Here is a 12771-nt window from a genome sequence, read left to right on the forward strand (position 1 = left end):
GGTTATTAATCACGAATGGGGGAGAACCATGAAAATTCTAATTCTAGGCGGTACACGATTTTTAGGAAGAGCATTTGTAGATGAGGCTTTACAGAGAGGGCATGAAATTACGTTATTTAACCGAGGAACAAACAAAGAAATTTTTTCTAATGTGGAGCAGTTAACCGGTGACAGAAATAACGATGTATCAAGTTTAAAAAATCGAACGTGGGATGTTGTCATAGACACATGTGGATTTTCTCCACATCATATTAGGAATGTTGGAGAAGTGCTTAAAGATAATATTGAACACTATATATTCATCTCAAGCCTTTCCGTATATAAAGATTGGATTCCGCATGACATAAAAGAAGACTATATATTACAACCTGAACCGACGGAAGAGCAAATAAAGGCTGTAGAGAATGGTGAAATATCTCCTTATGAGCATTATGGTGCGCTGAAAGTATTATGCGAAAAAGAAGCAGAGAAGTATTGGCCGGGGCGTGTTTTACACGTAAGAGCAGGACTTCTTTCAGGAATGTTCGATTATACAGATCGACTTCCATACTGGATTCAGCGTGTAGCAAAAGGAGGTAACGTGTTAGTTCCAGGAAGAAAAAATCGTCCAGTGCAGATAGTTGATATAAAAGATGTCGCGAGATTTGGACTCAACATGGCAGAAAATAATAAAGCAGGTACATTCAATATAACAGGTCCGAATGATGAATTGACGATGGAAGAGCTGTTAAATACGTGTAAAAAAGTTACGAATAGCGATGCTGAATTTGTTTGGGTAGACGAATCGTTTATGAGTGAACACAATGTGCAGCCTTGGACAGAAATGCCTTTGTGGATTCCAGAAACTTTCCCATTAGATGGTGAGACGAAGCCGTGGAGAGGCGGGTTTTCTATTTGTATCGAAAGTGCGGTTAATGAAGGGCTTACTTTTAGAAGAATAGACGAGACAGTTACAGATGTGTATGAGTGGATGGAGAGTACGGAAGAATGGGAATTAAAAGCAGGTATTTCAGGCGAGAGGGAGAAGGAATTGTTAGAAAGATGGTATCAATAAATTTAGCGGAGTTCTTTGAGTATGCTTGATTGCACATAAGGAGGAAAAGGTGATGTGGAAAGACACCATTCACAGTATCTCATCAAATTTAAGCTTGAAAAACCCAGCTACGAAGGATGAACTTACTGATATACAAAAATGTTTACATGTGGAGTTACCGAATGATTTATATCAATTATTACAGGAAACAAACGGTATAGAAGGTGAATACGGTGACTTTATATGGTCTGCTTCAAAAATTAAAACTGAAAATATGAGTATGAGAAATATAGTTGATTTTAAGGATTTATACATGCCTTTTGACTGTTTATTATTTTTTGCTGATGGGGGAAATGGTGATTTGTTTGGCTATTCCATTTTGAATGGAAAAGTACAAAGAGATGATATATATGTATGGAACCATGAAAATGATAGTAGAACGTGGGTTGCTCTTTCTTTAAAGACTTTTATGGAGTGGTGGGAGAGTGGAAAGATGATAATTTAAATATAGTATCAAAAAAAGTGCCTTGTTACTAAAGAAACAAGGCACTTTTTCACGAATAATGAATCTACCACTCAAACGGTTCTTCTCCATACAGTTCCCATAGCTTAGGAAACATCTTTTTTAAACCTTCTTCATCGTCTTCATTCCAGTCAAATTCAAAATCTACATCGTCGAATTCTTCATTAGATAAGACATGGTAAAGTGTAAAGTAAGTATCATCTTCGTCACCAGTTTTTTCTGCATATACAGTGAAACCGAAATATAAAGAAAGTTCTTCTATTTCTGGGACGTCATACTCACTCAAATTTTCTAATACAGGAATTAATCGTTCTGGATCTTCAATACAAGCTTCGTATGTCTCTTTTCCTTGATATAATAACCATCCGCGGAAGTAATCGAAAGTATCATCTGAACAGCCACCCATAATAATATAGGCTGCTGCCCATAAACGGGAGGTATAGGAATCTTTCAAAAGACGATGCATATGCGTATCAAAAGCTACAATTTCATGTACTGTACGTTTAGCAAGGTGGGAAGTAAGCCATTCTATTTGTTCTTCTTGGTCTTCACCTTTCGTTTTTGCACGATTAAGTAGTTCCCAAAATTCTTCTTCTGTTATCGTTTTTTCTTTTATGTAATCTTCCCCAGGCAACGGGTCTGTATATCCTTTTTTACGTTTGGAAGCAACTAGTTTATTAGCTTCTTTCATACATTCTTCTTCTGTTTCAAACTCTTTCGCTTTCACACTGCCAGCTGTGCCAATTTTTCCGTAAAACACAACATAGTCTTTTTCTTTCACAACGATTTTCCAAAACTTATTTGATTTCTCAGTTTGCTGGATTAATAACGTTTCCATCCGTACCCCCATAATGTTTTCTAGTGTGCAATATGATTGTAACATATGCATATACACTTGTAATGATGAAAAATAATAGTTTAGAAAATTCAAAAATCATTGAATGGAGTGGATAAATTTAGTAACCTTATTTGTACAGTAATTACATAATTGTTTTGTAATAATTCGATATTTATATAAGGGGGCGTTACGGATGGATCTTACATTTAAAGTTGAGGAAACATGTTTTAATTACCGCGTTGGAGCAATTTGTAAACATGATAATAAAATACTCATTCTGCAAGGTGACGGTGAAGATTTTTTGTATGTACCCGGCGGTAGAGTAAAAATGCTAGAGAATAGTGAAGATGCATTAAAACGAGAGCTTGCGGAAGAGATAGGTGTTCCTATTAAAAGGAAAAGGTTAATATGGTCAGTAGAAAATTTCTTTACACTTTCTGAGCGAAAGTTTCATGAAATTAGTTTTTATTATGAAGTAGAGCTACATGAGTTACCTGCGAGTGGAGCGGATCAATATATTTTGGAAGAAGAGGGTAGAACGTATTTGTTTAGATGGGTGCCAGTAGAAGAACTGCATACATATAACTTACAGCCTGCATTTATAAAAGAGAAAGTAAAGGATGTATCAGTTCACACAGAACATATCGTATTACAAAAGTAAACGTATTCGGAGGAGAAAACGGTGAAGGGGACTAAAAAAGAGGTACATATAAATGACAAAGTAATTCGTTACACACATATCGAAAAAGGTTCTAGTACGGTTTGTTTTATGTTTTCAGGTTCAGGATACAATTATGATAAGCCGTTATTTTATTACGCAACGATGTTAATGCTTGAACATAAAATAGATGTTGTACATATTCATTATTCTTATGATGGACAATTAATGAATAAACCAATGGAAGAAGTAACGAAAGTAATGATGGATGATATTAATCCTGTAATAAATGAAGTATTAAAAGATGAGCAATACAACGAGACTATGTTTTTAGGGAAGTCATTCGGAACAATTCCGATTGCAAATGATTTAATGAAGAGAGAAGAATTCGCGCAGTCAAAAATGATACTACTTACACCTTTACTGACGTTTGATACAATTTTTGATTTTATCTTACATAGTCGACACGAAGGGTTTTTAGTTATTGGGGATAAAGATCACCAATACAATGCAGATCAAATTGATCAGTTATATAAAACGAATTTACAGATTGAAGTTGTCAAAAATGCAAATCATTCTGTAAATGTTGGGGGATATGAAACGGAAAATTCAATTGAGGCTATAGCGAAAATAATAGGAAAACTTAAAGAAGTTGTTAGGACAAACTAACCTATTAATACATGCAAAAGAGGTGCGAATTGCACCTCTTTTACTTTAATAAGCCTTCAAAACATGAAGTAAATAATCCTTACGATTCAGCGGATTATAATCAACACGTTTTCGAGTAGGGAAGGGAGCCATAAGTTTTGTGAAACCAGCTGGCTTCGTTGTAAATATGCCTTCTCCTTCTGTAAATGAATGTAGTATTCGTTTGAAACTCTCTGTTTTCGCAACAGGTAATGATCCTGTTAACTGATAAGAATTGTTATTGAATATAGGCTCTGCAAAAGTTGCTGGAACGGCAGCGAGCTTATACATTGCGGTACTAATTGCTTGCTCCGGTACAGTTAATTCAAACGCATTAACTGGTTCATATACATATGTTGCAGCTTGTTTTAAAGCATCCATTAAAACGAGCGGTGTTAAGTTTCTAAAGTCACTCGCTGTTGTAACAGGACTAGCATAACCAGTATGTGTTAACGTGACGATAATATCTGTAACTTCCCACCCATATAATCCTTGTTTTAACGTTTGAAATACCGTATCTTCAATCGCTTTATGAAATGCTAAAGGTAGTGAGCCGAGCTCAACACCTAATTTATATGTTATACCGCAATTAAGTTCACCACGTTCAACTTTGAATCCGATTGTTGCGTAAAATGGATTCTCTTTTTCACCCATTACTTCAACAGAATTGCCTACGCCAATTGGTTTCTCGATACATACAACTCGCGTATTTGAAAAATTAACCTGCAAATTATATTTCTCATAAAGTGTTGTTTCAATTACTTCTTTTTGTACCTCACCGAAAAGGCGAATATATAGTTCATTATGAACATCGTCTTTCCAAACTTTAATGAGCGGATCTTCTTCACAGAGTTCCATAAGAACAGCGTATAAATTATGAATTTGCTCTTTAGGTACCGCATCAATGGCAGCTTCCATTTGTGGTTCGGCAAAGTGAATATCTTTTATATAATCCGTACGTTCACCGATAATATCACCAATTTTAATATCATTCAGCCCCCACACTTTACAAAACTCACCGCTAGGAACGGTAGAAGTTTGAACGGTATCTCCATTATGAAATAGGCACATTTTTTTTATCTTTTCTTTATGGAATAGAGACTTACTGCGCTGTATATTAACATATTTTCTAACATGTAAGCTACCTGAAAAAACTCTTATATAAGCAACCTTTTCTCCAGAAGGTTCACGTTCAATTTTAAAAACAACACCGGATAATGGTTCCTCTTGTGCCGATGTAAGAGTTGGAATGAGAGCCGGAAGTTTTTCAAGAAGTTCTGTTACGCTCATACCAGTCATTGCTGAACCGAAAAAGATTGGATACACATTCGCTTGCTGTATTTGCTGTTCTAGTTTTTCTCTTAATAGTGCGTCCGGTATTATTTCGTTATTTACATATGATTCAAGTAACGATTCATTAAATGGTGCTAACAGTTCCATACAATCGTCATATGATTTGTATTCAATGATCCGGGCTTCTTTCGTTCCTTCGTTTAGAACAGAGTAGAAGGGGAATGCTTCATTTGAAAGAACCTCTTTTATTTGTTTCATAACTTTTTCAGTGTTTGCGCCACTACGATCAATTTTATTAACGAATAAAATAGTCGGTATGTTTAGTTTCTGTAATGTTCGCATTAAAATTTTTGTTTGTGCTTGCACACCTTCAACGGCAGAGATAACTAAAATCGCACCGTCTAGAACGCGGAATGATCGCTCCACTTCAGCGATAAAATCAGCGTGTCCAGGTGTATCAATGACATTTACTTTTACAGCATCAATAAAGAAAGAAACGACAGATGCTTTAATCGTAATTCCGCGTTGTCTTTCTAATTCCATTGAGTCAGTTTGTGTATTACCACTATCTACTCGGCCAATTTCTTTAATCACATTCGTTTCATAAAGAATACGCTCAGTCAAACTCGTCTTGCCAGCGTCTACGTGCGCGACAATCCCTATATTTATTGTTGTCATTTGTGAATATCCTCATTTCATTTTCCATTTTCAATTCCTCATTTCTATTTGTATATTGCCGCATTATCAATCACTCTCCAGTTCTTTAAATTAGTATTATTATAGTGCAATTAACATTATTTGTAACGCTACAAAGCGCCTTAATTTGAAAAAAATAAAATGAAAACAAAATGCTTGCATTCTAAATCGATATAGATTATATTAATTGACATATCAACTATTGATACATCAAATGTTTTTATTTTGATTGTAAAGGAGGGTTAATTTGACAAGTTCATGCTCAAAAGAAGCGATTATTTTATATAAATTACACTTTCTAAATAAAGAAGTAAGTTCGAAATTTGAAGGGTGTACGGGTATGAGCCAGTCTCGATTAGAGCTTATACTTCAGTTATATGAAGTAGGTGAAATTAGTCAAAAAGCACTTCAACAAGAAGTGAATATTGATAATGCTGCGATAACAAGGCATTTAAAGCAGCTTGAGGCCAATGAAATGATTGTAAGACGTAAAAATCCAGATGATAACAGAATTACGTTAGTTTCTCTTACTGAAGAGGGACGAAATAAAATTCAAGCATTTCAAGAGGAAAAAGAACGTTTTGCAGCATCTGCATTTAAAGGATTAAGTGAGGAAGAACGCGATAATCTTTTAAATATGTTAAATCACATTCAAGAAAATATAAAAGAATTATAAAAAAGGGAGAATACAACTATGACTAACTCAGTAAAAACAAATGATTTTAACGAAATTTTAACAGGACGTCGTTCAATTCGTAAGTACGACCCTTCAGTGAAAATTAGCAAAGAAGAAATGACAGAAATTCTTACAGAAGCAACACTTGCACCATCTTCAGTAAACATGCAACCATGGAGATTTTTAGTAATTGAAAGTGACGAAGCGAAAGCAACACTTGCGCCACTTGCGAAATTCAACCAATCACAAGTAGAAACATCTTCAGCGATGATCGCTTTATTTGGTGATTTAAATAACTTTGATAACGCAGAAGAAATTTACGGTACAGCAGTAGAACGCGGTTTAATGCCAGCAGAAGTAAAAGAAGATCAAATGAAAAAACTTTCAGCTTACTTCTCAATGGTTACACCAGAAGTCATGAAAGATACAGTGCTAATTGACGGTGGTCTTGTAGCAATGCAATTTATGCTAGCAGCTCGTGCTCACGGTTACGATACTTGTCCAATTGGTGGATTTGAAAAAGACCAAATCGCAGAAGCATTTGGACTAGATAAAGAACGTTACGTACCAGTAATGTTAATTTCAATCGGAAAAGCTGCTGATAGTGGTTACCAATCAGTACGTCTTCCAATTGACAAAGTTGCTGAGTGGAAGTAATCTAATTAGGTCATAGAAATATATGGAATATGAAAGGGGAAACACCATGATTATTATTCACGCAATATTTCAAGTAGACCCAGCAAAACAACAATCATTTTTAGAAGAAATTCAGCCACTCATTCACGGTTCAAGAGAAGAAAGTGGAAATGTATCTTATGATTTATATAAAGATACAGAAAAAGAAAGTGTTTATACGATGGTAGAAGTATGGAAAGATGAAGCAGCAGTTGCGAGCCATAATACGAGTGAACACTTCACATCTTTCGTTAGTAAAGCAGCACAATTTTTAACTGCTCCGCTTAATATAAAAGCTTATAATGGAGAATTAGTAAAATAATAAGGTAGAAAAAGATGACTTTAGCATATGGCTGAAGTCATCTTTTTTGTATAAGTAGAATCCATTTTGGACTCAGTTATGTTGATAGATAAGCGTTGCTCGCATCCTCAGTAAGAGTGCTGAATTGTATGTTAAATTCGAACATTCGGTTTATTGGGATATTTTTCCGTGGTATAATTTTCTTGTAAATAAAAGGTAGAGGGGAGTAAGTAATGGGAGAATTTCAAAGTAATTTGCATACGGCAACGCAACTTGCAACGAAAATGAGAAATGCTTCAGATAGAATGCAAAGTGCTACTAGTCGCTCTATAAATAAGGCAACGCGTACGACACTATCTGTGAACTTCCAAGCACAAGAGGCAAATCAACAAAATTTACAGATCACGAAACAATTTTGTACTGCTTTTCAACAAACAATTGATAATATCCATTCCGTAGCAAATGAATTTGAGAAAATGGATACAGGACTTCAAAAGACTTTTCAATAATGTAACAACCTACGTAAAGGGGAAAAGGTAGGGAGAAAAGATGAGTCAAGAAATTGAAACGAGAATCAGTCAATGTAATCAAAAATTACGAATTATATTTGAAGAACAAAATGAAAACCGAATTGCGCTGCAAAATCAAGAACGAGCTGAGGTTAGTTTTCATGAATGGAAAAATAGAAGTAATCGTTTATTTAACCGAATACTAGAAACTTGGCACGGCGACAAAGAAGTGTTTCACCTTTTTACGAATATGCGGCAAGAAATCGGACAGTATGAAAGAAAACTTACATTCGAATTAGAAAATGAAAAAGAGACGTTGCTTAAAGAAAAACGGCATCTCAGTGAGAAAGAAAACGACCTTTCCTATGAACAGCAGCAACTACAAAGGGAGGCCAATACATGAGTTTAAACATGTATTTGGGAGAAGTACAAAGTCAAACTCAAAGTATGAACGCTATATGTAATGCTACGATTCAAAGTATGGAACAAGCCATTCAATCTATTGATGCCTTTGCGATAGACACAGTATTACAAGGACAAACATACAGTAGTGCAAAAGCCTACCTTGTCCAAACATTTCGGCCATTAGCGCAAGGAATCATATGCTTATGTGAAGAATTAATTCGCCAAAACGAAGCATTTCCAAACGAGTTCCAAGCGAAAGTTGCTTCGACAGATGTGATCGAACAAGAAATAAGAGAACAAATACGGGGAATTAATCAATCGATTACAAGTATAGAAGCAATAGAAGTACTTACACCGATGCCCGGAGTAAGTGCGATTGTAACGGTATTAGGTGCAATGAGAAAAAAACTGGAAGAAAAACTAGAGCGTTTACAAGAATTCGAACATTCATCCAGCAACAACTACAGCACCGCCCTCCAATTAGCGGCTAGCATCACAGCCGGACTCGCTGAAGTGCAAAGCGGGAAAGGATTTAGTCCTGTGAGTGGGACGTTTAGTACACAAGGGTTGAATATGGATTGGGTGAGTTCGATTCAGGGGATTATAGAAGAAACAGCTCGAAAAAACGAGATGAAAGAAATTACTTTGCACAAACAAGAAATGAACTTACAAGAACAGGAAGACAATAGATCATGGCATGAAAAAACAGCCATTTATGCGCAAACATTTTTGCATGGAGTTATCGAATTTTTTCAAGGTGCTGGTGATGCAGCACTAGAAAACTTTTTTGGACTACAACCACATGAGAATGATAAATTAGAAAGTAAGACAACTTACCAAGCTGGAAGGTTGGCTGGAAATGTTATATCAATAGCCGGGTCCATTGTAGAAATGTTTGAAGCTATTTCGCTCATAGGCGGATCTAATTTCTTAACGATCGTCGCAGAAGTAGGAACTGGCGGATTAGCGTCACCAATTGTTATTCCATTAGATATAGCAGCAACAGCTACTGGGGCAAGTCTTTTTGTACATGGTGGATTTGTATGGGATAAATCGATTCAAAATGCTAAGGATACTCTTCAAAGAATCGAGTCTTCTGGTGGAGGTAAGGGTACTGGTGATGGTGGCCAGGGAGCCAGTGTAGCAGGGAACATTGGAAAAAATGATAAACTAGCAAGTCAAGGACATGTTGATGCTGGCGTTTCAGGGGCTCCAAAAGTTGATGCAGGAAAACAAGGTAAACATGTTCCTGGTCATGGGAATAATGTCTCAACCAAATCGCAGTGGGGAGCAGGGAAGAATGGAGTAGTAGAGACACAAGAAGCATGGGTGAAAGGAACACCAGTAAAGCCAGATGGAAGTGTTAGAGTACATGATTTTGGAAAACCAATAGGTCCAAATGGAGAAACGAGGGTAAAGGTTCATATGGATGGTAAAGGAAATATACATGGATACCCTGTACAATAAAGGAGAATAATTATGAGTGATGAGATACTAAAAGTTGTTAATAAATTATATAAACAAGGTGATTTCCAATATGTTTTGGGGAAATTTGTTGATAAACATTTCTGGGATGGAGAAATTAATAAAATATCAAATATAAACGTTGATAATATTACTGATTTTAGTTATTCATCATGTTTTTCTTACATTCTTCTACCACTAGATGTGAAATTTCGTTTTGGTAGTGTAGAATTCAGTGAGTATGTTCGGAAGCAATCAGAAATTAATTGTGTAATGCTAATGATTTCGGCAATCGCGCCATATGCAGTGGTTAAATATTTAAGATATAGATACACTAATGGTACAATCGAGCTAGTTGAAGAGTCCTCGCCATACAATGATGAATCTAAGAAAATAGGAAGTAGTATTTTAAAATTATTAGATAGTAACGGAATAAAGAATCTTGATAAAGAAACGTTAAGTATTGAAGTGGAGGATGTTTCGTTAGAGTTAAAGGAAACAGGTGTTACTATATATAATTGTTTATTTGAAGATGAGTATTAAAAAGAAGCATTAATGATTGTCCAGAAACCAAAGAAGGGATACAAATAATAGAGGTAGATTAGTAGTTGTTAAGAAGTGATTACAGTTCGAAAATATAGCTGGTTATTTGAAAAGCCATTTAAAAGTCTGATTAATGTTATTTTGTGTAATGATAATACAAAATCTTGTGAATTCATGAAAAAATACTTGTTAGGGCAATGGTATGTTGGGCATAATAATATGGTATGGTATGAATGCCATAAACATTAAGAAAAATTATATTTTGGTTATTGGAGTTTTGAAAGTGGAGCAATTATGAAAATTTTAGGATTAGATGATAGTATATTAAAAGATATTTCTTATTATCCTTATGACATGGTTCATTTTAAAAATGAATAAATTCTCTATGCGAAAAAATAATATTAGTACAAAGAGATAATTATTGTTAAAATAATCAAAAAATATTTAATTACGCTTGTAACAGAAATATGTACTTATAGCACTTGATTGTCGACTAAAGGCAACAAGTGCTTTTTATTTAGGGTATGGTTCAAGTTGATAAAGTAGCAGAGAGCATTATGTTGCTAGAAACTTAAATGAACATCAATTAAAAGTTGTAGAAGCCAAGAAAAATATTATGAAAAAAAGAAAAAAAGGGAATTATGGTGAAATAAAATCTAGTGACAATTTATTGAATAATCAAAGTTTAAAAGAAGCTGGATTTGATTTAAAGCCAGTCGGAAAAAGTGCACCATCAGGCATAAATGATAAAATAGTAAAAGGAATTGATGGATTATACGAAAATGCAAATGCAGAATCAAAGATCAAATACGTTATAGATGAAGCTAAGTTTGGTAGTTCACAATTGGGGAAAACTAAAGATGGACGACAAATGTCAAATGATTGGTTGAAAGGTTCTGAAACTGGAAAAAGTAGAATATTAAAAGCTGTTGAGGGAGATTAAGTATTAGCTGAACAGATTACGAAAGCCTTGCAAAGAGGTAAAGTTGAAAGAGTATTATCAAAAGTTGATAGTAGTGGAAAGGTTAAAACATTTAAGATAGATGCAAAGGGTAACATCGTTGGAGAGTGGCCATAATCTAGAAGCGAGGAGGAATTAAAAAGAATGAGAGATCATTTATGTATAGAAGAAAAATGTAAAAGGGGAATAGAATATCATAAAGAGTTTATCGAAGAAAATAGAGAAGAGATTAAAAGTTTAGAAGAAGATGAAAAAAATGGTATTCAAAGATATCCTAATGATAACAAAAGTATTATATTAGAAAATTATTTGTCGAATTTTATACATGAGATGAACGATATTAGGGCAATGTATTCTTTAGGAGAAGACATTAGTAAAATGGAAGTATATTTTTATAATGCGATAGATGATTTAGAGCATACAGGGACTAGCAAAGTGGGTTATATATATATGCTTTGGATAATTTCTTTAGGAATTTTGTTAGAGACGGGTAAAAAGAATATAGAAAGATTAAAAAAGATAGTTGATAAAAAAAATGTGAACGATGCAGTAATCGATTTCCTCTTATGCGCTAGTGATATTGGATACACAAAAATGACGAATGTTTATTTTAAAGAAAATCCATATGCAAAAACGAGAGAGATTATAGAACTTGCACAAGCAGATAAAAAAGAAGCATCTAAAAGATTACAAACGTACATGGAGAAAGAATGGTTTAAAGGCCATTATGATTATGAATGGAAAAATGCGCATAAAGAACCTGGATATGTAGGATGTTGGAGTTTTGAAACAGCGGCGCTTGCGAAAATTTTGGAACTTGATGATACATGTTTAAAAGATAATAATCACTATCCTTATGATTTGGCACATTACAAAAATGAAATGAAATTCAAGCATATAGACCTAAGTGAATATCACTATGAAGATGAGACAGAAGAAATCGAGGATATAGTAGAAGGAATTGAACATAATCCTGCATTGGAAAATATTATTCCGCCAAAATGGCATTCATTGGTCAATGAATTAATACATGACTATGAGAATATGGATGATAGTAGTTTTTATGAAAAATACAAAAAAACGATAGGAATAGGTCAAGTGTGGTTCTTACCACAAGAGTATGAAGAAGAAAATGAACAAAAAAATCTATTAGGAAGTTTAATTGTGTTTGCCCTGACGGTAAGAGATTATATATTACAACTGGACTATAAAGAAGATTTAGAAGACTACATTGATAATCTTAAAAATTTCTGGAATGTTTCAGAAACAAAGTTAATTCAATTTATTTTAGAGAATGATCAAAATTATTATGCATGGGTACCAAAAGAAGCAAACATCCCAAATATGTATGAAGTGAAGATTGAGAGTGTCGATGTAGAGGAAGTTCTATAATAAGCAAATTAAAACATTGTGTATCATGAGTAATGTTGAAAAAACTAATTTATACGGAATTTAATGAATTAAGAGGTTAAAAATAGTGGTAGTTTGGAGAATCCAACTGCCACTATT

At 34.4% G+C, this 12771-nt stretch carries 14 protein-coding genes and 2 pseudogenes; 14 read left to right on the top strand and 2 right to left on the bottom strand.

What is annotated here, in order from left to right:
- Nucleotides 1-28: 28 nt before the first annotated feature.
- Complete coding sequence (locus ACXKY9_RS12810; RefSeq protein ID WP_000697694.1) at nt 29-1054, top strand: SDR family oxidoreductase; 1026 nt, start codon at nt 29-31, stop codon at nt 1052-1054.
- A gap of 52 nt (nt 1055-1106) precedes the next feature.
- Nucleotides 1107-1538: an SMI1/KNR4 family protein gene (locus ACXKY9_RS12815; protein WP_000265341.1), complete on the top strand. Its 432-nt coding sequence runs from the start codon at nt 1107-1109 to the stop codon at nt 1536-1538.
- Nucleotides 1539-1602: 64 nt separating this feature from the next.
- Here the strand turns inward: ACXKY9_RS12815 and ACXKY9_RS12820 are convergent, their stop codons facing one another.
- On the bottom strand, nt 1603-2394 hold the full coding sequence (locus ACXKY9_RS12820) for a DUF4240 domain-containing protein (protein WP_000449121.1): 792 nt from the start codon (nt 2392-2394) through the stop codon (nt 1603-1605).
- A 193-nt stretch (nt 2395-2587) separates the two neighbouring features.
- On the opposite strand from ACXKY9_RS12820, the gene ACXKY9_RS12825 reads away from it, so the two are divergent.
- Both ACXKY9_RS12825 and ACXKY9_RS12830 read left to right on the top strand, forming a co-directional pair.
- Nucleotides 2588-3055 carry an NUDIX hydrolase gene (locus ACXKY9_RS12825; RefSeq protein WP_000366228.1) on the top strand — a complete coding sequence of 156 codons (468 nt, stop codon included), beginning with the start codon at nt 2588-2590 and terminating at the stop codon, nt 3053-3055.
- 21 nt (nt 3056-3076) lie between these two features.
- On the top strand, nt 3077-3721 hold the full coding sequence (locus tag ACXKY9_RS12830) for a hypothetical protein (protein ID WP_000679151.1): 645 nt from the start codon (nt 3077-3079) through the stop codon (nt 3719-3721).
- Between the two features lie 45 nt (nt 3722-3766).
- On the opposite strand, the gene ACXKY9_RS12835 is transcribed toward ACXKY9_RS12830, so the two are convergent.
- Entirely contained in the window at nt 3767-5710 is a 1944-nt protein-coding gene (locus ACXKY9_RS12835) for an elongation factor G (protein WP_000207800.1), read from the bottom strand.
- A gap of 265 nt (nt 5711-5975) precedes the next feature.
- Here ACXKY9_RS12835 and ACXKY9_RS12840 point away from each other — a divergent pair, with 265 nt between their 5' ends.
- The 10 genes and pseudogenes from ACXKY9_RS12840 to ACXKY9_RS12885 all read left to right on the top strand — a co-directional run bounded on the left by ACXKY9_RS12840 (nt 5976) and on the right by ACXKY9_RS12885 (nt 12654).
- On the top strand, nt 5976-6404 hold the full coding sequence (locus ACXKY9_RS12840) for a MarR family winged helix-turn-helix transcriptional regulator (RefSeq protein WP_000204172.1): 429 nt from the start codon (nt 5976-5978) through the stop codon (nt 6402-6404).
- 18 nt (nt 6405-6422) lie between these two features.
- Nucleotides 6423-7061 carry a nitroreductase family protein gene (locus ACXKY9_RS12845; RefSeq protein ID WP_000185373.1) on the top strand — a complete coding sequence of 213 codons (639 nt, stop codon included), beginning with the start codon at nt 6423-6425 and terminating at the stop codon, nt 7059-7061.
- A 46-nt stretch (nt 7062-7107) separates the two neighbouring features.
- Nucleotides 7108-7401 (top strand): putative quinol monooxygenase, encoded by a 294-nt coding sequence (locus ACXKY9_RS12850; protein WP_000583816.1) that lies wholly within the window; start codon nt 7108-7110, stop codon nt 7399-7401.
- 212 nt (nt 7402-7613) lie between these two features.
- Nucleotides 7614-7889, top strand: coding sequence for a TIGR04197 family type VII secretion effector (locus tag ACXKY9_RS12855; protein ID WP_000503641.1), 276 nt, complete (start codon nt 7614-7616; stop codon nt 7887-7889).
- A 40-nt stretch (nt 7890-7929) separates the two neighbouring features.
- Nucleotides 7930-8292: a DUF3958 family protein gene (locus ACXKY9_RS12860; protein ID WP_000076595.1), complete on the top strand. Its 363-nt coding sequence runs from the start codon at nt 7930-7932 to the stop codon at nt 8290-8292.
- Nucleotides 8289-9761 carry a T7SS effector LXG polymorphic toxin gene (locus tag ACXKY9_RS12865; RefSeq protein ID WP_000056118.1) on the top strand — a complete coding sequence of 491 codons (1473 nt, stop codon included), beginning with the start codon at nt 8289-8291 and terminating at the stop codon, nt 9759-9761. The genes ACXKY9_RS12860 and ACXKY9_RS12865 overlap by 4 nt, the downstream gene beginning before the upstream one ends.
- Before the next feature lie 12 nt (nt 9762-9773).
- Nucleotides 9774-10301 carry a hypothetical protein gene (locus ACXKY9_RS12870; RefSeq protein WP_001278747.1) on the top strand — a complete coding sequence of 176 codons (528 nt, stop codon included), beginning with the start codon at nt 9774-9776 and terminating at the stop codon, nt 10299-10301.
- A 75-nt stretch (nt 10302-10376) separates the two neighbouring features.
- A pseudogene (locus tag ACXKY9_RS12875) lies at nt 10377-10679 on the top strand (PoNe immunity protein domain-containing protein).
- 247 nt (nt 10680-10926) lie between these two features.
- Nucleotides 10927-11379 (top strand): annotated as a pseudogene (locus ACXKY9_RS12880) (hypothetical protein); the annotation flags it as partial.
- A 27-nt stretch (nt 11380-11406) separates the two neighbouring features.
- Nucleotides 11407-12654, top strand: a complete 1248-nt coding sequence (locus ACXKY9_RS12885; protein WP_038415357.1) for a PoNi-like cognate immunity protein — start codon at nt 11407-11409, stop codon at nt 12652-12654.
- The last annotated feature ends 117 nt before the right edge of the window (nt 12655-12771 follow it).

The sequence above is a fragment of the Bacillus sp. 2175 genome, assembly GCF_057812155.1.